This is a genomic window from Streptomyces sp. C36, from assembly GCF_040932295.1.
In the GTDB taxonomy this organism is placed as follows: domain Bacteria; phylum Actinomycetota; class Actinomycetes; order Streptomycetales; family Streptomycetaceae; genus Streptomyces; species Streptomyces triculaminicus.
The window spans coordinates 483798-504682 of record NZ_JBFQGI010000002.1; the positions used below are offsets into that span (position 1 = coordinate 483798).

Genomic DNA, 20885 nt, shown 5'->3' on the forward strand with positions numbered 1-20885 from the left:
TGCGCCGTACGGAAGCGCGGCGGCGCGTACGCGGGCGCGCCAGGGGGCGCGAAGTGCGTTGCCGAAGGCGACGGCGTCGTCGCCGGGCTCTTCGAGGGCTTCCCCACCTGGCTGGACACCTACGGCCATCGCCTGATCATCGAGCGTGGCAGCGGCCTGGCGGTCGGCTCGACGGGCCTGTTCTGGCCCCCGCCGATGGAACCCTCGAGATCGGCCACGGCATCGTGCCGTCACGACGCGGCCGCGGGTACGTGCCCGAAGCGGCCCGCGTACTGGCGGAGTTCGCCCTTACCTCGGCGGACGTGCGGACGGTGTTCGCTACCGTGGAACCGTCCAATCCGCCGTTCATCCGCGTGCTGGAGAAGGCGGGCTTCGAGCGGTGGAACGAGTCGGCCAGCGAAGGCGAAGTGGTCCGGTTTTGCTTCGTGAAGTGACGTGAACGGGGGTGCGGGGGCGGCGGGAGAGGCTGCCTCCGCACCCCCGTCCTCGCCGAGACCCTCGCGGGCTTCACGTCTTGGTCAGGGGTTTGTCGCGTGCGCCTCCCCGATTCGCCTCATGGCCCCCGTGCCGGAACCGGCGACGGTCGGCCCGTCGGGGTGGCCGGAGGGCCCGCGCTCAGGCAGTTCGAGCGCCAGGGCGAGGGCCCGGTAGTCGACGACGCGTCGGGTGCCGCAGCGGGTGCAGGTCTGCATGCCGCCGGAGGTCGTCCAGTCCGCGTCGGGGTGTGTGCAGGCCAGCGCTGCCTTGCGGCCGGGCGCAGGGACTTCGGACCGTGCCAGAGGTGTGCAGCCCTGCGGCGCCCCCGAGGAGGAGAGGGCGAACCGAGCGGCTCTTGGTGGTGTGTACAGGTGCGCAGGTGCGGACAGGGTCGGCCGTGTGCTCAACGCGCAGCCAAAGAGGTGCAGCACCACAAACGGGAACAGGGCGCCGAGCGCTGCCTGCAAGAGAGTCACGAGTGGGCCGCCCGCAGATGGCGGCCCATGGCCACGGCTGCCGCCTCGGCCCTCTGCCTATTTCCTTGCCGTACGGACGCGTAGTGGCTCGCCTTGATTTCCGCGCAGCCCGTGCAGGGCTGCGAAGCGGGGCTTGCGGCGTTTTCTGTGGCAGGGCGCCTGCCTGACAAGGATGCTTCCCGTGGTTGCGACGGATCGGTAGCAGCCATCTGGACTCCCGAACAGCAGAGGGCGGTTGTCGGAGCGCACTCTTACATCTCTAGAGATGTCTCAAGCAATACGTCTCTAGAGATGTCAACGGACTTTGGGGAATGGGCCCCTGGTTTGCAACGCCCCCGCTCCGCGTCAGCGACAGGGCGCCCGTACGCTGTCCAGAGAAGAGAGGTGATCACCCGATGGCCAACCAGGACACTGGCCGCCAGCCCAAGTACCAGAGGATCGCCGCCGAGCTGCGGAATGCGATTCGGGCAGGCGAGTACGGCCCTGGTGACCGACTGCCCGGCGAGAACGAGCTGATGGCTGCCTACGGCGTGGCTCGTATGACGGCGCGGCAGGCGTTGGGCGTGCTGCAGAGCGAAGGCATCACCGAAGCCCGGAAGGGAGCCGGTGTATTCGTGCGGTCCTTCCGTCCGCTTCACCGGCGCGGCATCCAGAGGCTGGCCGAGGGAAACTGGGGCGCCGGGCGGTCGATCTGGTCGACCGACACCGAGGACCGAGTCCTGGTCGTCGACAACATAGAGGTCGCTGAGCGAACGGCGCCCTCACGAGTCGCCGATGCTCTGGGCCTCGCATCGAACGCGCCTGTCTGCGTCAGAAGCCGACGGTTCGTTCTGGACGGCAAGCCGGTGCTGTTCTCCACCTCCTACCTGCCCGCCGACCTGGTGGCCGGGTCTGCCATCACGCGGGAGGACACCGGCCCGGGAGGGACGTACGCGAGGCTCGCCGAACTCGGCTACAAGCCGGTTCGCTTCCGCGAGGAGATCCGCTGCCGGATGCCTTCTGTCGAAGAAGCCGAGCAGCTCGACCTCTCCCTGGGCACACCCGTCGTCCACATCACCCGCACCGCGTTCGCCGAAGACGGCAGGGTTGTTGAGATCAGCGATATGACGCTGGACTCCGCGTCGTACGTGCTGGAGTACGAGTTCGACGCCTGACGCGTCAGGGGGGCCACCTCGATGGGCGGCTCCCGGTGCCCCGGTGCCCTATGTTGACCGGCATGGCAGATTCGCAGGGCGCCCCGCCCGTCGACCCGGCCCGGGCAGCCTATGTCTACATGCAAGTGGCGGACCACATCGCCGTACGGATAGCAGCGGGCGACTTGCGGCCGGGCGCCCGCCTGCCGGGCGAGCGTGACCTGGGAGAGGAGTACGGCGTGGCGATCGGCACGACCCGCCGCGCGATCCGGGAACTATGCGACCGGGGCCTGCTGTTGACCTTGCCGGCGAAAGGCACCTTCGTGGCTGAGCAGCCGGAGAGTGACCACCCGGACAGGTGCCCGGCTACCGAAAACACCGTTCTCCGCCCGCCGACGTCTGCCACTCTTGGCGCCACGCGAGCTGAGGGGGGAGTGCCCATGAACGCTGGATTCGGGCTCATCGTGCGTTTCACCCTGCGAGACGCGGCCGCCGCGGACGGCTTCGACGAGTTGGTGGCCCGGACCCTGGAGGGCATCCGGCAGCACGAGGCCGGCACTGTGGCGTACGTCAGTCACCGGGTGCCGGGCGAACCGGGCCTGCGGGTCTTCTACGAGCTGTACGAGAGCCGGGCCGCCTTCGACGCCCACGAGCGGCAGCCGCACACGCGGCACTTCCTCGCGGAGCGCGAGAAGTTCGTGTCCCACACCGAGGTGACCTTCCTGGAGCGCGTCGACGGGAAGGTGTGACGGGACCAGTGCTCCCTGGCGCGGGTTGCCCCCGCTGAGGGGGCGGTGTTTTCTTCCCAGCGCACTTCATACGACAGGCCGAGCCTGCGCACCTGGTCCACCAGATCCGGCCCCGGCCCAGGCCACTCGGTTCGTGTCTCTAGGCGTGGAATGCCTTTCGAAGGAGTTCGCCGAACTCGGTGGGGTGCGTGGTCAGGCCGATGTGCCCGCCGGGGAAGTGCAGAAGTTCCGTGCCGAGACGCTCGGCCAGGAAGGCGGCCGGACGGTAGGGGAGCTCGTCGCGCGAGTCCTGCCCGCAGGCGAGCACGAGCCGGTCCGACAGGGCCTTGAGGCGGTGGATGTCGGGGGCGTAGGACATGAAGCTCGGCACGATGCGTCCGATGAAGTACGGCAGGTCGCCCATGGTCTGCTCGGCCCGTGCCGCTGCCTGCGGCGGGAGCTCGACCTCGACCTCGACCTCGGCTTCGGGCTCGGTGGTGTCACCGTCCTTCTGCATGCCTGCGGCGAACACGGCCATCGCCGGCATCAGCCCCTGGCCGCGGAACGTGTCCTGCACGCGCGCGAGGAGTGCGCGGTGCGCGGCGGCGTCCGGGAGAACCTCCACCACCGGCGGTTCGTGCACGACGACACGTTCCACGCGTTCCGGGTGGGCGACGAGCAGGTGCAGGGCGGCGATCGCCCCCGAACTGGCGCCGAACACCCGGACGGGCTCATCGGGTGACAGCACGTCCAGCAGCCGGAACGCGTCCTCGGCGTGCTCCTCCACCCTCTGTTCGGCCTCGGGATCGTCCAGCACGCTCCGGGACATCCCTCGTGGATCGTAGGTCGCCACCGTGTACGCGTCGGCCAGGTCGGCGGCCACCGTGGCCAGGGAGGCCGCGCCACCCGTTCCTCCTGGGATCAGAAGCAGGAGCGGGCCCTGGCCGCGCACCTCGTAGTGCAGGGTCGCGCCGTTCACGCGCAACGTCCCGACGGTCGGCTCGGTCATGCTCGGTCTCCTTCTTCGGACGAGGGCCAGTGCTCCAGAAGGGTGTGCAGGGCGTCGAGCGCGCGGACCCAGGAGTCCTGCGACGGGCGCCTGTGCGCGAAGCCGCCTGCCGCCTCCAGAGCAACGAACCCGTGGAAGGTGCTGCGCAGCAAGCGGACCGCGTCGGTCAGATCCGGTTCGGCCAGTCCGTAGCCGCGCAGCATGCCGTACGTCAGCTCGACCGCACGCCGCGGACCCGGCGCGTTCGCAGCCAGCTCGGGATCGATCTCGATCCGGATCTGCGTCGCCGTATAACGGCCCGGGTGCCGGCGGGCGTAGTCACGCCAGGCGTCCGCGAACGCGACCAGCGCGTCCTTACCCGCCCGCCCGGCCGTCGCCTCCGCGATACGGATCGTCTTCTCGTCCGCCGCCAACAGTGCAATCCGCCCACGCAGATCCTCAAGGCCGCGAACGTGCGCGTAGAGACTCGCGTCCTTCACGCCCAGCCGCCGCGCCACCTGAGACATGGTCAGCCGATCGAACCCGACCTCGTCCGCCAGCTCGGCGCCCGCGATCGTCACCCGCTCCGCCGTCAGCCCGGCCCGTGCCATACACACCCCGTTTCCTAGGAATATTAGTTTTAACCTAAGAATCCTAGGATCGCAATCGGGAAACGCGTCCCGGCGGGACTCGGGCTTCGCCGCGGCAGATCACAGCAGGGCGGTGAAGGGTTCTCGATCCAGGGCCGGGGGCCGCCGAGGGCGGAATGGTGGCGTCACAGCGGGGTCAGGACCATGAGGACCTCGTCGCGGGTGTCGTCGGGGGCGGGGGCGGAAGCGGGGGCGGGGACGACCGGGGCGCTTTCGTGTGGCGGCATCGGAGGATCGTGACAGAGGTCCGCCGGTCACAGGAGCGTGCCGAGGGGGCCGAGGTCGAGGTTGAGGTCGTCCATCGTCAGCCCGTAGCGCTCGCAGAGTTCGGCCATGCGGTCGTGGAGGATCATCAGGGTGAGGCCGAGCCGTTCCTCCTGCTCCTCGGTGAGGTCTCCCTCGTCGACGCGGTGGAGCGCCTGGCGTTCCATGAGCTGGCGCAACAGCTCGACGATGGTCAGTACGAGACGGACGAGGTCCCGCTCGACCGTGTCTGGATCGGTGTGCAGGCGTTCGGCGGCGGTGCGGCCGGGGGCGCCGAGGGGAGGCGGAAGCTCGTCGGGGTGGGCCGGGACCACCGACAGGGCGCGTGCCGCCGCCCGGGCGACGTCCCGCAGGTGGTCGGGCCGGGGCGGTTGATCGGGCCGGGGCGGGTCACCACGGTTCGGCACGGTCGTCACCGCCCTCGGCCGGTTCGTCGCCCGGCACCGGAGCGTTGCGGGGCGGGATCTCCCACCGGCCTTCGGTCTGCTCGCGGATGGCCACCACGACAGCGCGCAGCGATACGCGCACCAGGTCGATGTCGGCGATCGACAGGACGATGTCGCCGGTGAGGACGACGCCGCCGCTCAACAGGCGGTCGAGGAGGTCGATCAAGGCCACCTGCCGCTCGGCCAGGGGGCGGCCCTCGTCGGGCGCGCGGGCCGCGTAAGGGGTCGTCACGGTGGTGCTCCCGGCAGGGCGGCGGGGTCGGCGAACGAGTAGGGGGCCCATGGGCCGGTGACGTCCACGCGGATGCCGGGGGCGTCCGCGACGGCATGGTGGACGCGGCGACGGAACTCCTCGGCGAGGTCGTGGGGGACGAGGTAGGCGTCGTTGGCGACGTTCTCGCCGGGGGCCGCGCCCGCCAGGCGGCCCTGCTGCGGCCGGTGGCGGGCGTGGCCGGCGGCCAGGTCGCGGGCCTCGGCGTCGATCCGGCGGACCACTTCCTCCGCCGCCCGCCAGGCGTCCCGGCGCGCCTGGTGCTGATGGCGGCGTTGCCGCAGGTAGGCGCGGCCCGCATCGGGCGCGTCGTGCGGTGCGGCGGCCGGCGGGGCCGGTGCGGCGGCCGCGTCCACGTAGACCTTCACGCCCCACTCGGCGTGCCCGGCGAGCCGGGCGAGCGAGTCGGCGAACACCGGCTGCCCCTCCTGCAGCATGCGCACCACGCGCGAGTCGTCGACGTAGACCGTGGCGAGCCGCAGCGGCAGGACGGTGGTGTGGGCGGCGAGGGACTCGACGACCAGGTGGTGCGCACGGGCCGACCGCTCCAGCCAGTCGAGGTCCTCCAGGTGCGCCTTGAGTGCGGACTGCGAGAAGTCGGCCTCGGGGACGGGGCTCACGGCCGCCGCCACGTCGTCGGAGCGGACCAGCGCGACGGGGCTGCCCGCCATGCCCCGGACCCCCGCCAGCGCGGTGCGCTCCAGGGACGGCGAGAAGGGCACCACGGCGTACGCGTAGCTGAGATCGCCGGCCATCGCTCCTCCCTTTCGCCTCCTTTTCGCCTACCTTTCGCCTACCTCCCGCTCTCCCGCCCCTTTCGACCATGACCGCCGCTGTCAGCGGTCCTCGTCGCCCCGGGGTCGTCGCCTGCCGCGGGCCGGTTCGGCGCCTCGGGCACGCTCCGCCGTCCGCGGGCGCTCCGTCCCGCGAGAGCGCTCGGCGGGGCGCTCTCGCATGGGGCGCTCGGTGGGGCGCTCGGTGTCGGCGCGCCGCGGGCGGGCGGCGTCGTCGGTCGGGCGCTCGGCGTCGCCCGACCGGCCCTCGGGAAGGCCCGCCGGCGGCGACTCGGCGGCCTGTCGCCGCAACGCCCTCACCTCGGCCCGCAGGCGTTCGTTCTGCTCCTCGAGCTCGTGTCGGTCGCCGGCCCGGGACGACAGGGCCGGATCGTGTTCCCACCAGTCGATGCCGATCTCCTTGGCCTTGTCCACGGAGGCCACCAGCAGACGGAGTTTGATGGTGAGCAGCTCGATGTCGAGCAGGTTGATCTTGATGTCGCCGACGATGACGATGCCCTTGTCGAGCACGCGCTCGAGGATGTCGGCGAGGTTCGCGCTGCTGCCCTGCTGCCCGTAAGGGGAGAGCGAGCGTGCCGGGCCGGCGGAGGGGAGAACGGGTTCGGTCACGGCGGGGTCGACCTCCTCGGTTCATCTCCGGGTCTGCGTCGGCTCATCTGCGGGCCCACGTCCGGGAAGTCACCTCCTGGAGCGGCGGGGCTCCTCGTCCTGTGCTTCCGCGCCTTCGGGTTCCTCGTCCTCCCACGCGCCGCCCCCGGCGCGCCGGGAGTCGTCCTCGTCGCGGTAGCGCGCCCGCGGTTTCTCGTCTTCGGCGTCCTCGTCCTCCTCGTCGCCCTCCTCGTATTCGCCCTCGTACGCCTCCTCGTCCTCGTACGGCCTCTCGGTCTCGTCCGCGCGCGTGCGGCGGCCCTCGCCCCGGCCCTCCTCCTCGTATTCGCCGTAGTCGCCTTCGTACGCGTCCTCGCGGTCCTCGTACGAGCCCTCGGGCGGCGCCTCTTCGTCCCGCTCCCGCTCCCGGTCGTCGGCGTCCTCCTCCCCTGCCTCGGCGACCACCTCGCCGTCGCGGATCTCGCCGCGCCAGCCGCCGGTGGCCTCCCCGCGCAGGGTCACGAACGAGCGGTAGCGCTTCAGGTCGAGCCGGGTGCGGCGGCCCTGGGCCCGCAGCAGCGCTCCGGTCTTCTCGACCAGCCCCTGGGGGAAGTACTCCATCACCAGGAGCACCTTGGTCAGGTTCTCGCCGAGCGGGTGGAAGGTGACCGCGCCCTTGGTGGTTCCCTTGGCGCCCTCGGACGTCCATGCGATGCGTTCGTCGGGCACCATCTCGGTGACCTTGCCCTGCCAGTGGCGGTTCGCCTTGGCGATCTTCACATGCCACTGGGACGTCGTGTCGTCCTCCCGCTCCACGTTCACCACGCCCTTGGCGAACCGGCCGAAGTCCTGGAACTGGCTCCACTGGTCGTAGGCCTCGCGCACCGGGACGCCGACCTCCACGTCCTCGATCACCGTCAGGCTCTTGCCGCCGGCCGGGCCGCCCGACCGCTTCTGGTCGCGCCGCTTGCCGGTGACCTCCTTGACCTTCTCCCACAGCGCGGTCTTGGCGTGCGAGGCGGCCGCCGAGAGCACGGCCGCGCTGGGCGAGGCCCCCGCCTTCAACCGCTCGCCGCCCTTCGCGACGGCGCTGGCCAGCTCGTGCGGACCCAGGTGGGCCTCGCCGAGCTTGGTCGCCGACTCCTCCACCCGGTGCGCCATGTCCTGCAGCACTCGCTCGAGCCGCGCCTCGACGTAGGCCTCGGCCTCCTCCACCAACCGGTTCGCGCCCGGGTTGGCCTGCACCCGGTCCCGCAGGCCGCCGGCCGCCCCGGCGCCCCGCGCCGCCGCCCTCCGCTCAGCCATCGTCCGACCTCCTCGTCCTGTGGGCGCCGCCGGAGGAACGGCCACCGGCCGTGCCGTGCTTCTCCTCCGCGTGCCCCTCCTCCTCCTGGTGCTTGCCGGCCGTCCCGCCGGATCGCGGCGTGCGGTGCGTGGAAGCCGTGGTTCCGCCTCGGGACTGCGAAGAGGACCTGTGCCCGGACCCGCGTGCCGCCGGAGCCTTCTTCTCCTTCTCCTCGCCACCGCTCGTGACGGCCGCCTTGTCGCGCATGCCGGCGGTCCGCTCGTGCAGGGAGTCGGCCAGGTGCTCGGCCTTGGCCGTCAGCACCGACGTCGCCGCCGCCTTGCCCGCGGACACCAGCTCCCTGCGGACCTGGTCGTTGACGTTGCTGAGGAAGGGGGACTCGGCAAGGACCTTGCCGAGCTGCCCGGGTTTGACGCGGGAGCCGGCCAGCAGGCTGCCGAGCCCGATCGCGAGCTTGGCCTTCTTGGTACGCCCCAGCACGTATCCGCCGAGAACGGCCGCGCCCATCTTGGCGTTGTTCATCATCTCCGCCTTCCCGTCAGAGGCCGTACGGGGGTCATCGCTGCCGTGCCGTCATCAGCTGTGCCAGCAAGGCGTCCTCCCGCCGCCTGAACTCCTCCTCCTCGATGCGGCCCTCCTCGCGCGCCCGCTCCAGGGAGGCCAGTTCCTCCTGAAGGGCCGCAGGGTCGTTGAGTTCCTGCTCCGCCGCGAGACGGACCTTGTCCACCACCCATCCGACGCCCCTGACCGGAGCGAGCGGCAGCGCCAGAAGCTGCATCACCAGTCCCACGGCTGCTCCTCTCGGATCCTCTCGGAACGCTCAGGCGAAGCTGTACGGGGGCAGAGGGCCGCGCACGCGCAGCTCGGCCACGTCGGCGTACCGCTCGGCGAGCGTGGCACCGGTCCGCGTGAACTCCTCGGACCTGTCGGTGTCGACAAGGAACGAGGCGTTCAGGAAGTACTGCTGCGAGGGCGGCGAGAGCTGCTCGGAGCGGGTGAGCGGGCGCAGCGCCTCGACGATCTCGGCCGCCAGGGACTCCTGCCGCGCCTGGACCTCCTGGGCGACGAGTCGGCCGAGCTCCAGCCGGTCCTCGTACGTGCCACCGCCGTCGCGCGTCGCCTCGTTGAGCCTGCGGGCCTGCTCGGAGGTCGTCAGGACCTCACGCAGCAGCCCGTCCTCGTCCTGCACCGCCTTGACGTTGAACTCCACCCGTCCGGAGAGCTCGTCGAGGGCGGCGGCGAACTGCTCGCCCTGTTCCCGCAGCACCGTACGCACCGTTTCCTCGTCCGGGGCCACGAAGCCGAAGCTCAGGGGGAGCGTGGTGCCGTCGGCCCAGAGGCGCTCCTGCACGGTGTGATGGGCCTCCAGGTCGCGCCGGCCCGCCGCGAGGTCTTCGGGGGCGTCGCTCACCACCGCGCGCAAGGAGTCGTCACCGATCGTGTACAGCGCCGTCGGAGGGTCGCCGACGCCGCCCATGTCGTCGAGGCGCAGGGGGTGGGACGCCGTGGTGATGGCGTAGACGTACACCGGCATCGCTCATTCCTCCCTCGCCCGCGACGAGCGCCGGGGCCTGCGCTCCGGCTCCCCGCGATGGGTGCCCTCGCGCTCGGAGGGCCGCCGCTCGGGTTCCGCTTCCTCGTCGTCACCCTTGTGCAACGAGTCCGTGATGGCCTCGACCGCGCCGGTCAGCACGCCCTTGCTCTTGCTCTTGGCGCCCCCTTCGACGGCCCCCTGCACCATGTCGGGCAGCTGGGCGGGGGCCTTGCGGCCGGACTCCAGGTCGAGCCGGTTGCACGCCTCGGCGAAGCGGAGGTACGTGTCGACGCTGGCCACGACGATGCGGGCGTCCACCTTGAGTATCTCGATCCCCACGAGGGAGACGCGGACGAAGGCGTCGATCACCAGGCCGCGGTCCAGGACGAGCTCCAGCACGTCGTAGAGGTTCCCCGACCGTCCGCCACCTCCGGCGGGCGGCACGCCGCCCTGCGGCATCACAGTCACGATGTCTTCCCTTCGTGACGAAGGGGCGGGGCCACGGCTAGCGCTCGCGGTCGTCCCTGTCGGTCTGTGCGCGTGTGTAGCGGTGTCCCCGCTCGTAGCCCAGGAGTTGACCGGCCGGGTCGAGCACGACGTTGTAGCTGGCCATCACGCTGGTCGTCTCGGGGATCCGCTCCACTTCCACCACCTCGACCCGAGCCTCCCAGCCGTCCTCGGTGGGCTTCAGCGCGGAGACCGACTCCGGCCGCCGCCCGAGCAGTTCGGTCAGCTGCTCGGCCGCGCTGCGGATCGCCTCCGTCGCGGACACGCGATTCCCCGGGGGTGCGTGGTTCCCCTGGGGTGCGTGGTCGCGAGAGGTCCGGGGGGCCTTCGACTCACGGTCGTTCGTGATCTTCACCTTCTCGTGCTTTCGATCACAATTATCCCATCCGTCCCCTTGGCTGGGAAGCCGGATCTGTGGATCCGTGCCGCATATGCCGTATATAGGGGTACAAAGGGATTGACATGAAGAACCGGGTGGTGGATTCCAGGTTCCGCCCCGCCCGTGGAAGTGAGTCCCATGGAAGTCTCGGGCATTCTCAGCGCTCTGGTGATCGGGTTCGTCATCGGCCTGCTCGGCCGGCTGGTCCTTCCGGGACGCCAGCACGTTCCCCTGTGGCTGATGATCCTCGTCGGTATCGCGGCGGCCCTGGCCGGCACCGCGATCGCGCGCGCCCTGCACGTCTCGGTCACGGGCGGGATCGACTGGATCGAGTGGCTGATCCAGATCGCCCTGGCGGCGATCGGTGTGGCGGCCGTGGACAGAACGAAGGCCCGCCATCACTGATTCCCAACCGCGTATCCAGGAGGCCTTCAATGCTGAGGGCGGGCCTTTCGGCCCGCCCTTACGCCCGGAGTGCCGGGACCTCAGCCCTCCGTGATCGTCAGCAGGATGCCGCCGTCCGGCGCCGGCTCCACCCGGACGTGCGTCAGGTCCGCGACCGCCACGTCGGGGGCGTGCGCCGCCGCGCGGGGGCCCACGCCCACCACGCGCATGCCGGCGGCCTTGCCGGCCGTGATGCCCGCCTCGGAGTCCTCGAAGACGACGCAGTCCCGGGTGTCGAAGCCCAGCTCGGCCGCGCCCTTGAGGAAGCCCTCCGGGTCCGGCTTGCTGGCGCCGACCGACTCGGCCGTGACGCGTACCGCCGGCATCGGCAGGCCGGCCGCGCCCATGCGGGCGTCGGACAGGGCGCGGTCGGCGGAGGTGACCAGGGCGTGCGGGAGGCCGGCCAGGGCGGCCATGAAGGCGGGGGCGCCGGGGACCGGGACGACGCCGTCGACGTCGGCGGTCTCGGCCTCGAGCATGCGCCGGTTGTCCTCGTGGTTGAGCTCCATGGGGCGGTCCGGGAGGAGGACGGCCATGGTGGCGTAGCCCTGGCGGCCGTGGACCACCTTCAGGGCCTCGTCGGCGTCCAGACCGTGCTCCTCCGCCCAGCGGCGCCAGCAGCGCTCGACGACCGCGTCGGAGTTGACGATCGTCCCGTCCATGTCGAGGAGCAGGGCGCGGGCCGTGAGCGTGGTCGTGGTCATCGGAAGGACTCCAAGCGCGCGGAGAAAAAAGACAAGCGGCTCCACCCGCCGGTCAGGGAGTGCGGGCGGAGCCACTTTGTTTCTCCACGATACAAAAAGGTGCGGGGAAAACGCCAACGCCCCTGGTCGGCGTACCCCAGCGGGCCGGAACCGCCCCTCCGGCGGACGATGGAAACCGAGCCGAGCACGCGCCGACCCGAGCCGAGCCCGCGCCGACCCGGGCGGCCCCGAGCGACCCGTGCCGGCCCGGGCCGGACCCGGGCCGAAGCGAGCGGAATCCCACCCCCGCACTCAGGAGCTGCCCATGGGCCAGGACACCCCGGGCCCCGGCCCGGGCCCCGCGGTGGCCGCGGTCACCCCGCCCGTACCCGGCGAGGGGCGGACGCGGCGCGGCGTCCGCGTGGCGATCGGCGCACTGCTGCTGGGCATGCTGCTGGCCGCGCTCGACCAGACCATCGTCTCCACCGCCCTGCCGACCATCGTCAGCGACCTCGGCGGCCTCGAGCACCTGTCCTGGGTGGTCACCGCCTATATGCTCGCCTCCACCGCCGCCACCCCGCTGTGGGGCAAGCTCGGCGACCAGTACGGGCGCAAGAAGCTCTTCCAGACCGCGATCGTGATCTTCCTGATCGGCTCCGCGCTGTGCGGGCTCGCCCGGAACATGCCCGAGCTGATCGGCTTCCGCGCCCTGCAGGGCCTGGGCGGCGGCGGGCTGATGGTGCTGTCGATGGCGATCGTCGGCGACATCGTGCCGCCCCGCGACCGGGGCCGCTACCAGGGGCTGTTCGGCGCGGTCTTCGGCGGCTCGAGCGTGCTCGGTCCGCTGCTCGGCGGCCTGTTCGTGGACCACCTCAGCTGGCGCTGGGTGTTCTACATCAACCTGCCCATCGGCGTCGTCGCGCTCGGAGTCATCGCCGCCGTGCTGCACATCCCCGCCCACCGCACCCGGCACCGCATCGACTACCTCGGCACCGCCCTCATCGCGGCCGTCGCCACCTGCCTGGTCCTGATGACCTCGCTGGGCGGCACCACCTACCCCTGGGCGTCGTGGCAGATCATCGGCCTGGGGGTGCTCGGGGTGGCGCTGCTGGTCCCGTTCGTCCTCGTCGAGCGCCGGGCGGAGGAGCCCGTACTGCCGCTCGGGCTCTTCCGGATCCGTACGTTCTCGCTCTGCTCGGTCATCGGCTTCGTCGTCGGCTTCGCGATGTTTGGCTCCATGACCTACCTGCCCACCTTCCTGCAGGTCGTCCAGGGCGTCTCGCCCACCCTGTCCGGCGTGCACATGCTGCCGATGGTCGCCGGCATGCTGATCTCCTCGATCGGCTCCGGCCAGATCGTCAGCCGCACCGGCCGCTACAAGGTCTTCCCCATCGCCGGCACCGCCGTCATGACCGTCGGCCTGCTCCTGCTCCACCGGCTCACACCCACGGTCGGCGCCACGGAGACGGGCCTGTACTTCTTCGTCTTCGGCTTCGGACTGGGCCTGGTCATGCAGGTGCTGGTGCTGATCGTGCAGAACGCCGTGGCCTACGAGAACCTCGGCGTCGCCACCTCCGGCGCCACCTTCTTCCGCTCCATCGGCGCCTCGTTCGGCGTGTCCGTCTTCGGCACGATCTTCGCCAACAGCCTCGGCCCCCGCATCACCGACGCCCTCGCCGGCACCCCCCTGCCGCCCGGCGTCACCCCCGGCGGCCTCCAGGCCGACCCACGGGCCGTGAACCGGCTGCCCCCCGCGCAGCGCGCCGGCGTCCTCGACGCGTACTCCGCCTCCATCACCGACGTCTTCCTCTACGCCGTGCCGCCCGCCCTCGTCGCCTTCGCCCTGGCCTGGCTGCTCAAGGAGCAGCCGCTGCGCGGCAGCGTCACCGCGCCCGACACCAGCGAGGTCCTCTCCAGCAACCCCGTCGAGCGCTCCTCGCGCGACGAGTGCGCCCGCGCGCTCTCCCTGCTCGGCAGCCGGGAGGGGCGGCGCAAGGTCTACGAGAAGATCACCGAACGGGCCGGGCTCGACCTCCAGCCCGCCGCCAGCTGGATGATGCTGCGCATCCACCGCGACGGCCACGCCGAGCCGTCCCTGCTCGCCGAGCGGATGGACATACCGCTACGGGTGATCACGGGAGCCGCCCGCCAGCTGGAGGAACGGGGGCTGGCCGACCGCGTGGGGATCCCGCTCGTGCTGACCGAGGAGGGGCGGCGGCAGGCGGGCCTGCTGTTCGCGGTGCGCGAGGAGATGCTCGCGGAGCTGCTGGGGGACTGGTGGACGGCCAAGGACCGGCCCCACGACCTCGTGGCGCTCGTCCACGAGCTCAACAGGGAGCTCTGCGGCTCCGACGCCGAGCAGCCGCACGACGGCGACATGCGGCCCGACCACCGCCTGCCGTAGGGCCTGCCGTACGGCCTGCGGCCCGGCCCGGCGGTTCCGACGGCGCCTCGGGCGCTACGGCCGGTGCGTGCCCTCCGGCCCCTACGGCCGCTGCGTTCCCTCCGGCCCCAGCGGCCCCTACAGCCGCCGCAGCCCCTATGGCCGCCGCAGCCTCTACAGCCGCCGCATCCCCTTCGGCCCCAGCAGCCCCTACAGCCGCCGCATCCCCTACGGCCCCTGTGGTTCCGGCGGCCCCTTCCGGCCTCTACGGCCCAGCGGCCCCTATGGCCCCAGTTCCTTGCCCAGCCACACCTCGGCGAACGGGTCCTCCTCCAGCGGCTTGTACGGCTCGATCGCGGTGAAGCCGTGCCGGGCGTACAGCGCCCGCGCCTCCACCAGGTCCCGCCGCGTGTTCAGCACGAGGCGCCGCGTACCCCAGCCCCGGGCCGTCTCCTCGGCCGCCGCCATCAGCCGGGGCGCCCCGCCGAGTCCGCGCCTGTCCTCCCGTACGAACACCTTCGTCACCTCCGCCGTCCGCGCGTCGCGGCGCAGCAGCCCCGCGCACCCGGCCGGCTCCCCGCCGTACCGGGCGATCAGCAGGACGCCGTGCGGTGGGGTGAGGTCGTCGGCGGCCATCTCCGCCAGGTGACGCTCGATCTCCTCGGGCGTGACGTCGCGGTCGTGGTACAGCCGGTACCAGCGGTCGGCGATGTCCACGAGGTACGCGCGCAGCAGCGCGGCCGACTCGGGCGAGCCGGCCGGCTGCGGGGCGATGGTCCAGGAGGGCGCGTCGGCGATCATGGCGCGGATGGTCGCACGCGGCCGGGCGCCCGGTCACCTGGTTTCGGGACGGCTCATGCCTTCTTCGGCGCGGCCTGCTGGACGACCTCGAAGGACCACACCGTCGAACCCGAGGCGGCGGGCCGCTGCTTGGGGGCGCCCTCGCCGCCGCCCTGGTGGGCGGCCTTCATCGGGCCCTCCATCCACGCCTGGAAGTCCTCCTCGCTGCGCCAGCGGGTGTAGACGAGGTAGTCGTCGGTGCCCTCGACGGGGCGCAGCAGTTCGAACCACTCGAAGCCGTCGGAGCTCTCCACGGACCCGGCGCGGGAGGCGAAGCGCTGCTCGAGGACCTCGCGCTGCTCGGCGGGGACGGTCAGGACGTTGATCTTCACGATGCTCATGCGCCCATCCTGCCCCAGGGCACCCTCCCCGCAGCAGCCCCCGCGGCGCGCCGGGCGACCCCATGGGCGCAAAGCTCCGCACCCTAATGGCCTTTGGAGCGTTGGATTCAGGCCACCTGTAGGAGGTTGTCGGGCGACCTACGGGGCTGACCGACCTGGGCGGAGTGGAGGAGCGGCGGAGCGTGGCGGATGCGGAGCAGGGCGGGCCGACCGGGCCGCCGAGGGCGGGGGCGCGGGCCGGGACGATCCTGGGGGCGCTGTGGCTGCTCGCCGGGCTGCTGGCCGTCCGTCAGGCGGCGGTGGTGCTGCGGCTTCCCCCGGAGCGGTGGTTCACCGGCCTCGGGTCGTGGACCGGCGGGGACGGTGTCCCGCGGGTGCGGGGCTCCCTCCATGGCGCCGACAGCTTCACCGGCACCCCCTTCGCGGGTCTCGTCCTCAGACCCCTGGGCCGGGCCGCCGAGCAGAGCCTCGGCGCGGTCTGGACGGTGGGCACCCTGCTGCTCGTCGTCGCCGTGGCGCTGGTCGCCGCCCGCGCGCTGCCCGGGCGCGCCGCGCTGCCGGCGGCCGCCCCGGCCGCCGTGATCCTGACCGTGGCCTCGCTGCCCGTACGCGACACCTTCCCCCTGGGCCAGACCAGCGTCATCCCGGTGCTGCTGGTGCTCCTGGGGTGCTGCGTGCCGCGGTTCGTCCAGGGCTCCGGCCGGGCCACGGGCGTTCTCACCGGTCTCGCCGCGGCCCTGCAGCCGGTCGTGCTGCTCTTCGCCGCGCCGCTGTGGCTGACCGGGCGGCGCCGTGCGGCGGTCACCGCCGGCGTCACCTTCGCGGCCGCCACGACACTGGCGTGGGTGACCCTGCCGGACGACTCGTGGACGTACTGGGCGCACCACATCGCCGGGGCCGGCCTCGGCGAGGCGCCCGACAACGTCGCCAACCAGTCGCTGCACGGACTGCTGCTGCGCGTGGGGCTGCGGGGGCCGCTGGAGCTGGCGCTGTACGCGCCGCTCGCCGCGGCCGTCGCCGTCGTCGGACTGCGCCGCGCCGTGCGCTACGCCGAGGACGGGCAGGCGCTGCTCGCCACGGCCGTCACCGGCTGCGTGGCCGTCGTGGTCGCCCCGACCGCCTGGCAGCACCAGCAGCTGTGGATCCTGCTCGCGGTCGCCGGCCGGGTGGGCCGGCGCCGCGCCGACCGGTTCGTGTGGCCCGTGCTCGTCGTGCTCGTCATGACGCTCACCAGCACGGTCCTGGTCCCCCCGAACCTCGTGGCGCTCGGCCGGCACGCCCCGCTGCTGGCCGCCCTCGCGGCCGCCTGCGCGGTGCCGTTCCTGACGCGCTCGTCCGAGGTGTGGGACCGGCCGGTGCCGACGCCGCTCGCCGAGCCGCAGCGCGGCCGCTTCGTCTGGGTGCCGCTGCTGCGCTTCTTCAAGCGCGCGCTCAACCGCCCGAACCTGTTGCTGGAGCTGATGCTGATACGGGTCGGCTACTGGGTCTACTCCTACATCCGCGCCCAGGCGCCCGACTCGCGCACGCTCGCGGAGTCCCACGGCCGGCAGATCCTCGGCGTCGAGGAGGCCCTGCTCATGGACGTCGAGCATGGCTTCAACCACTTCGTGGCGGGCGTCGGCTGGCTCAAGGACGGCATGAACTACTACTACGGCACCTTCCACTTCCTGGTGCCGCTGTCCGTGCTGGGGTACCTGTACGTGCGCCGCCCGGCCACCTACCGCTGGGCGCGCACCGCGCTGTGCTTCGCGACGCTGGTGGCGCTCGTCGGCTTCTGGCTCTACCCGCTGGCGCCGCCGCGGCTGATGCCGGGCCTCGGCTTCATCGACACCGTCAACGGCCCGCAGGACCTGTCCCACCCCGACTTCGGGGCGCTGACGGAGCTGGCCAACCAGTACGCGGCGATGCCCTCGCTGCACATCGGGTGGTCGCTGTGGTGCGGCGTCGTGATCGCGGTGGTGGCGCCGAGGGCGTGGACGAGGTGGCTGGGCATGCTGTACCCGCTGCTGACCTTCTCGGTCATCGTCGGCACGGCCAACCACTACGTCCTCGACGCGGTGGGCGGCGCGCTGGTGGTCGCGTCCGGGTTCGGCATCCAGTACGCGCTGACCGGCCCGGGCCGGGTGGCGCTGGCGGTGATTCCCGGGGCCCGCAGGGGGGACGAGGCGCGGGCCGCCGCGCCGCGCGAGACCGTGCGGGCCGGGAGCTGACCCGGCCCGCCGGGGCGGCGGCCACCGGCCGCCGGCCGCTAGCCGCTGACGACGATCTGGGAGTTCGGGTCCGTCACGTCGGTGATGTCGTACGTGGCGTTGAACACCGCCGTCCGGGCGGTCGTCGGGCAACCGAAGCCGCCTTCCACCGTCACCGGCACCGACACGTCGGTGACCGTGATCTGGGACGGCGTGCCGTTGGTGAAGGCGGCCGGTATGACCGCCGGGGCGGCGGGGGCGGCGGTCACGGTGCAGCTGGCCAGGCCGCTGCTCTTGAGCACCATGCCACGGGCGGGCGCGGTGAGGGAGGCGGTGCTCGGCGTGCCGTGCTGCATGGAGATGTCCCAGTCGCCGGAGGTGGCGATGGTGATGTCCACGCCGGGCAGGCTGGCGCTGCAGCCGGAGTAGGTGGGCGCGTTGGCCTTGCTGACGACGGGGCCCGCCGGGTTGGTGTTGCCGGGGGCCGCGGGCACGTGGTTGTTGCCGCTGCCGTCGGACGGCGCGGAACTGGAGGCCGTACACGTCACGGTGAGCGAGCCGGCGCGGAAGCTGACCTCGCCGTTGAGGGTCGCGGTGAAGGCGTGGCCCGCCGGGGTGACGGTGGTGGGCCCCGCGTCGTCGGTGGCGGGGGTGGCGGAGGCGGTGCCGGTGCCCGTGCCGGCGGCGAGGGCGAGGGCGGCGGTGACGGCGAGGCCGGCGGTGAGGGTGTGCCCGCGCCTGGGGGTGTGGGGGCTCATGAGGTCTCCTTGGGTGGGAGGTGGGGCCGGTGCTCGGGCTCGGCCTCGGGCTCGGGGGAGTGCTCCGGCTCCGGTGCCAGCGGCTGCCAGGCGAAGACGAGGCCGCCGCCGACGACGCCGACGACGGTGCCGAACAGGAAGCCGCCGAGGTTGGACATGACCAGCGCGGCCGTGGCGACGACGACGGTGAGGACCCCGGCGAGCGCCCGGTACTGGGGGGCGAACCACGCGCTCAGGCCCATCACGATCATCACCAGGCCCATGAGGACCGAGGGGATGCCCGCGATCCCCTGCTCGAGCATGATCTTCAGTGGTGCCAGCGGAAGGGCGCAGATCTCCGCGCCCGCGACGACGGCGGCCAGGCCGCCCCAGAAGGGACGCCCCTTGCGCCACCGTCGCCACGCCGCCCACCAGGAGCGGCGCGGTGACGGTGTGGGGGCGGTCCCGGTGCCGCCCGCCACGTCAGAAGCATTCCTGCTTGCCGAACCCGATCTTCATGTTGAGCCCGTTGAGCTTGAACGTACCGGCGTTGGTCGCCCAGGCGACCTGGCGCACATGGGTCATCACGACCTTGTCCGCCTGCTGGCCGAAGGCGTCCTGGAGGCCCTGGGCGGAGGCCGGGCCCTTGTTGAGGGTCGAGGCGTCGCGCCCGATCTCGATGTTCTTGAAGGTGGCGTCGCCGCCGAGCTGGGTGGCGTCGATGAAGAGGTTCTCCGCCTCCACGGGCTTGCCGCCCGCGCCCGCGGTGAGCCGGAGCGAGATGTCGCCGAGCCCCGGCAGGGTGGTGACCACGGACTGGCACAGGTCGTCGAGCCTGGCCTTCTTGATGGCGGTGACGGCGACGGGCAGCAGCTTGCCGCGCGCGTTGCGGTCGATGCCGCCGTACTGTGCGAAGCCTTCGCCCTCCAGGCTCTGCGCGGACACTTTGAACTCCTGCCCGGACACCGCGAACGACGCCGCCAGGGCCCCCTGGGCGAGCGCGACGGCCAGCGCGGCGGTGGCCGCGAATCCGGGCACGGCGAGTACGGCGAACCGGCGCCACCTGACGCGGCCGGTCACCTGTCTTCCGTGAGCGTCCTTCATGCGGTGTCCCCTCGGGAAACTGTGGACAGCGCTGACCGCGCTGTCGCGGTGCGTGGGGTGCTGGTACCGGCGCGGCGTAGCGCGAACGCGCCGTCTCAGAAGGTGTACTCGAGAGTAAGTCCGCCGCCTGCACCTGACAAGGGTTCAGGTATGGACAATTCCCTTTTGAATAAAGGGAGTTGGGGTCATGATGCGATCGCCGCGGACTACGGGCCGTAGGTCACCCGCAGCTCCTTGATGCCGTTGAGCCAGGCCGATCGCAGCCGCCGGGGCTCGCCGGCCTGCCGGATGCCGGGCGCGGTGTCGGCGATGGCGTCGAAGACGAGGCCGATCTCCAGCACGGCGAGGGACTTGCCCAGGCAGAAGTGCGGCCCGCCGCCGCCGAAGCCGAGGTGGGGGTTGGGGTCGCGGGTGATGTCGAAGGTGCCGGGGTCCTCGAAGACCTCGGGGTCGTGGTTGGCGGAGGCGTAGAAGAGCCCGACGCGGTGGCCCTTGGCGATGCGGACGCCTGCCAGCTCGGTGTCGCGCGTCGCCGTGCGCTGGAAGGAGACGACGGGGGTGGCCCAGCGGACGATCTCCTCGGCCGCCGTCGCCGGGCGCTCGCGCCGGTAGAGCTCCCATTGCTCGGGGTGGGTGAGGAAGGCGTGCATGCCGTGACTGATGGCGTTGCGGGTGGTCTCGTTGCCCGCGACGGCCAGCATCAGGACGAAGAAGCCGAACTCGTCGGAGCGGAGGTTGCCCTCCCCCTCGGCGGCCACGAGCCGGCTGACGATGTCCGCGGCCGGGCGTGCGCCGCGCGAGGCGGCCAGATCCATGGCGTAGGCGATGAGTTCGGCCGCGGAGCGGGTGCCGGTCTCCTCGGTGACGGCCAGCTCGGGATCGTCGTAGGCGATCATTTTGTTGGTCCAGTCGAAGATCCGCGCCCGGTCGTGCTGGGGGATGCCGATGAGCTCGGCGATGGCCTGCAGCGGCAGCTCGCAGGCGATGTCGGCGACGAAGTCGCCGCTGCCGCGCTCGCGGGCCGCGGCCACGATGGCGCGGGCGCGGGAGCGCAGGGCCCCCTCGAGGGAGCGGACGGCGCGGGGGGTGAAGCCGCGCTGGACGATCTGGCGGACGCGGGTGTGCTCCGGCGGGTCCATGTTGAGCATCATCAGCTTCTGGGCGTCGATCTGCTCGCCGCGGATGCTCGGGTGGAAGCGGATGACGGAGGTGTTCAGGGCGGAGGAGAAGACCTCCGGCCGGGCCGAGACCCACCGGACGTCGGCGTGCCGGGTGACCGCCCAGTAGCCGTCGTCGGCGAAGCCCGCGAGGCCGTGCGGCTGGGGGATCCACGACACCGGCTCGGTCCGCCGCAGCAGGGCGAACTCCGGGAGCGGGACGCGATGGGCGTAGAGATCGGGATCGGTGAGGTCGAAGCCGTCGGGCAGCGCCGGACAGGACGTCATGGCCACCACCACTTCCTTTGCCGTTTCCGATGACTGACGGTTCGTCAGAAGGGTGTCGGCCGACGGTAGTGAGAGGGTCTTGAAGCGGCAAGGCCGGTGACGCCATCTGTTGCGCGGGCGGGGGGTGCGCGACCCTTGCGTACCGGGGGTAAGGCTCGCAAGACTGCGCACGGAACCA

General features: G+C 72.1%; 23 protein-coding genes and 4 pseudogenes. 7 read left to right on the forward strand and 20 right to left on the reverse strand.

The window, feature by feature from the left end; all coding sequences use genetic code 11:
• Positions 1 to 60: 60 nt before the first annotated feature.
• A pseudogene (locus AB4K12_RS07765) lies at positions 61 to 434 on the forward strand (GNAT family N-acetyltransferase); the annotation flags it as partial.
• 84 nt (positions 435 to 518) lie between these two features.
• Here the strand turns inward: AB4K12_RS07765 and AB4K12_RS07770 are convergent.
• Entirely contained in the window at positions 519 to 953 is a 435-nt protein-coding gene (locus AB4K12_RS07770; RefSeq protein ID WP_368433494.1) for a DUF6255 family natural product biosynthesis protein, read from the reverse strand.
• Between the two features lie 395 nt (positions 954 to 1348).
• Between AB4K12_RS07770 and AB4K12_RS07775 the strand changes: the two genes are divergently transcribed.
• From AB4K12_RS07775 to AB4K12_RS07785, 3 genes and pseudogenes are all read left to right on the forward strand, one after another.
• Complete coding sequence (locus AB4K12_RS07775; protein ID WP_368433495.1) at positions 1349 to 2107, forward strand: GntR family transcriptional regulator; 759 nt, start codon at positions 1349 to 1351, stop codon at positions 2105 to 2107.
• 62 nt (positions 2108 to 2169) lie between these two features.
• Positions 2170 to 2415: pseudogene (locus AB4K12_RS07780) on the forward strand (winged helix-turn-helix domain-containing protein); the annotation flags it as partial.
• 111 nt (positions 2416 to 2526) lie between these two features.
• A complete protein-coding gene (locus tag AB4K12_RS07785; RefSeq protein ID WP_368433842.1) occupies positions 2527 to 2835 on the forward strand; it encodes a putative quinol monooxygenase in 309 nt (102 codons plus the stop codon).
• A gap of 139 nt (positions 2836 to 2974) precedes the next feature.
• Here the strand turns inward: AB4K12_RS07785 and AB4K12_RS07790 are convergent, their stop codons facing one another.
• The 12 genes and pseudogenes from AB4K12_RS07790 to AB4K12_RS07845 form a co-directional block, all read right to left on the reverse strand.
• Positions 2975 to 3823, reverse strand: a complete 849-nt coding sequence (locus AB4K12_RS07790) for an alpha/beta fold hydrolase (protein WP_368433496.1) — start codon at positions 3821 to 3823, stop codon at positions 2975 to 2977.
• Positions 3820 to 4413, reverse strand: a complete 594-nt coding sequence (locus AB4K12_RS07795) for a TetR/AcrR family transcriptional regulator (protein WP_368433497.1) — start codon at positions 4411 to 4413, stop codon at positions 3820 to 3822. The genes AB4K12_RS07790 and AB4K12_RS07795 overlap by 4 nt, the downstream gene beginning before the upstream one ends.
• A 293-nt stretch (positions 4414 to 4706) precedes the next feature.
• Positions 4707 to 5123 carry a gas vesicle protein K gene (locus AB4K12_RS07800; protein WP_368433498.1) on the reverse strand — a complete coding sequence of 139 codons (417 nt, stop codon included), beginning with the start codon at positions 5121 to 5123 and terminating at the stop codon, positions 4707 to 4709.
• Complete coding sequence (locus tag AB4K12_RS07805; RefSeq protein WP_368433499.1) at positions 5107 to 5394, reverse strand: gas vesicle protein; 288 nt, start codon at positions 5392 to 5394, stop codon at positions 5107 to 5109. Before AB4K12_RS07805 ends, AB4K12_RS07800 begins: the two co-directional genes overlap by 17 nt.
• Positions 5391 to 6188: a GvpL/GvpF family gas vesicle protein gene (locus tag AB4K12_RS07810; protein WP_368433500.1), complete on the reverse strand. Its 798-nt coding sequence runs from the start codon at positions 6186 to 6188 to the stop codon at positions 5391 to 5393. The genes AB4K12_RS07805 and AB4K12_RS07810 overlap by 4 nt, the downstream gene beginning before the upstream one ends.
• A 324-nt stretch (positions 6189 to 6512) precedes the next feature.
• Positions 6513 to 6836, reverse strand: a pseudogene (locus tag AB4K12_RS07815) (gas vesicle protein); the annotation flags it as partial.
• A gap of 69 nt (positions 6837 to 6905) precedes the next feature.
• Positions 6906 to 8120 carry an SRPBCC family protein gene (locus AB4K12_RS07820; protein ID WP_368433501.1) on the reverse strand — a complete coding sequence of 405 codons (1215 nt, stop codon included), beginning with the start codon at positions 8118 to 8120 and terminating at the stop codon, positions 6906 to 6908.
• Positions 8113 to 8643, reverse strand: a complete 531-nt coding sequence (locus tag AB4K12_RS07825) for an ABC transporter substrate-binding protein (RefSeq protein ID WP_368433502.1) — start codon at positions 8641 to 8643, stop codon at positions 8113 to 8115. The genes AB4K12_RS07820 and AB4K12_RS07825 overlap by 8 nt, the downstream gene beginning before the upstream one ends.
• Before the next feature lie 34 nt (positions 8644 to 8677).
• A complete protein-coding gene (locus AB4K12_RS07830; protein ID WP_368433503.1) occupies positions 8678 to 8911 on the reverse strand; it encodes a gas vesicle protein GvpG in 234 nt (77 codons plus the stop codon).
• Between the two features lie 30 nt (positions 8912 to 8941).
• The gene (locus AB4K12_RS07835; RefSeq protein WP_368433504.1) at positions 8942 to 9655 is read right to left on the reverse strand and encodes a GvpL/GvpF family gas vesicle protein; all 714 of its coding nucleotides are present in this window, start codon (positions 9653 to 9655) and stop codon (positions 8942 to 8944) included.
• Between the two features lie 3 nt (positions 9656 to 9658).
• A complete protein-coding gene (locus AB4K12_RS07840; RefSeq protein ID WP_368433843.1) occupies positions 9659 to 10114 on the reverse strand; it encodes a gas vesicle structural protein GvpA in 456 nt (151 codons plus the stop codon).
• Positions 10115 to 10160: 46 nt separating this feature from the next.
• A pseudogene (locus tag AB4K12_RS07845) lies at positions 10161 to 10430 on the reverse strand (gas vesicle protein); the annotation flags it as partial.
• Positions 10431 to 10679: 249 nt separating this feature from the next.
• On the opposite strand from AB4K12_RS07845, the gene AB4K12_RS07850 reads away from it, so the two are divergent.
• Entirely contained in the window at positions 10680 to 10946 is a 267-nt protein-coding gene (locus AB4K12_RS07850) for a GlsB/YeaQ/YmgE family stress response membrane protein (RefSeq protein WP_368433505.1), read from the forward strand.
• Positions 10947 to 11026: 80 nt separating this feature from the next.
• Here AB4K12_RS07850 and AB4K12_RS07855 read toward each other — a convergent pair whose 3' ends face one another.
• Positions 11027 to 11689 (reverse strand): HAD-IA family hydrolase, encoded by a 663-nt coding sequence (locus tag AB4K12_RS07855; protein ID WP_368433506.1) that lies wholly within the window; start codon positions 11687 to 11689, stop codon positions 11027 to 11029.
• Positions 11690 to 11993: 304 nt separating this feature from the next.
• Here AB4K12_RS07855 and AB4K12_RS07860 point away from each other — a divergent pair, with 304 nt between their 5' ends.
• Positions 11994 to 14072: an MFS transporter gene (locus AB4K12_RS07860; protein ID WP_368433507.1), complete on the forward strand. Its 2079-nt coding sequence runs from the start codon at positions 11994 to 11996 to the stop codon at positions 14070 to 14072.
• Positions 14073 to 14333: 261 nt separating this feature from the next.
• Here AB4K12_RS07860 and AB4K12_RS07865 read toward each other — a convergent pair whose 3' ends face one another.
• Both AB4K12_RS07865 and AB4K12_RS07870 read right to left on the reverse strand, forming a co-directional pair.
• A complete protein-coding gene (locus AB4K12_RS07865) occupies positions 14334 to 14852 on the reverse strand; it encodes a GNAT family N-acetyltransferase (RefSeq protein ID WP_368433508.1) in 519 nt (172 codons plus the stop codon).
• A 53-nt stretch (positions 14853 to 14905) separates the two neighbouring features.
• The gene (locus AB4K12_RS07870) at positions 14906 to 15232 is read right to left on the reverse strand and encodes an antibiotic biosynthesis monooxygenase (protein WP_368433509.1); all 327 of its coding nucleotides are present in this window, start codon (positions 15230 to 15232) and stop codon (positions 14906 to 14908) included.
• Between the two features lie 245 nt (positions 15233 to 15477).
• Between AB4K12_RS07870 and AB4K12_RS07875 the strand changes: the two genes are divergently transcribed.
• Positions 15478 to 17442: a bifunctional glycosyltransferase 87/phosphatase PAP2 family protein gene (locus tag AB4K12_RS07875; RefSeq protein WP_368433844.1), complete on the forward strand. Its 1965-nt coding sequence runs from the start codon at positions 15478 to 15480 to the stop codon at positions 17440 to 17442.
• Between the two features lie 38 nt (positions 17443 to 17480).
• Here the strand turns inward: AB4K12_RS07875 and AB4K12_RS07880 are convergent, their stop codons facing one another.
• The 4 genes from AB4K12_RS07880 to AB4K12_RS07895 form a co-directional block, all read right to left on the reverse strand.
• Complete coding sequence (locus tag AB4K12_RS07880; RefSeq protein WP_368433510.1) at positions 17481 to 18179, reverse strand: hypothetical protein; 699 nt, start codon at positions 18177 to 18179, stop codon at positions 17481 to 17483.
• Positions 18176 to 18640, reverse strand: coding sequence for a DUF6114 domain-containing protein (locus tag AB4K12_RS07885; RefSeq protein ID WP_368433511.1), 465 nt, complete (start codon positions 18638 to 18640; stop codon positions 18176 to 18178). Before AB4K12_RS07885 ends, AB4K12_RS07880 begins: the two co-directional genes overlap by 4 nt.
• Position 18641: 1 nt before the next feature.
• Positions 18642 to 19262: a DUF6230 family protein gene (locus AB4K12_RS07890; RefSeq protein WP_368433512.1), complete on the reverse strand. Its 621-nt coding sequence runs from the start codon at positions 19260 to 19262 to the stop codon at positions 18642 to 18644.
• A 206-nt stretch (positions 19263 to 19468) separates the two neighbouring features.
• Positions 19469 to 20707 carry a cytochrome P450 gene (locus AB4K12_RS07895; protein ID WP_368433513.1) on the reverse strand — a complete coding sequence of 413 codons (1239 nt, stop codon included), beginning with the start codon at positions 20705 to 20707 and terminating at the stop codon, positions 19469 to 19471.
• Positions 20708 to 20885: the final 178 nt, after the last annotated feature.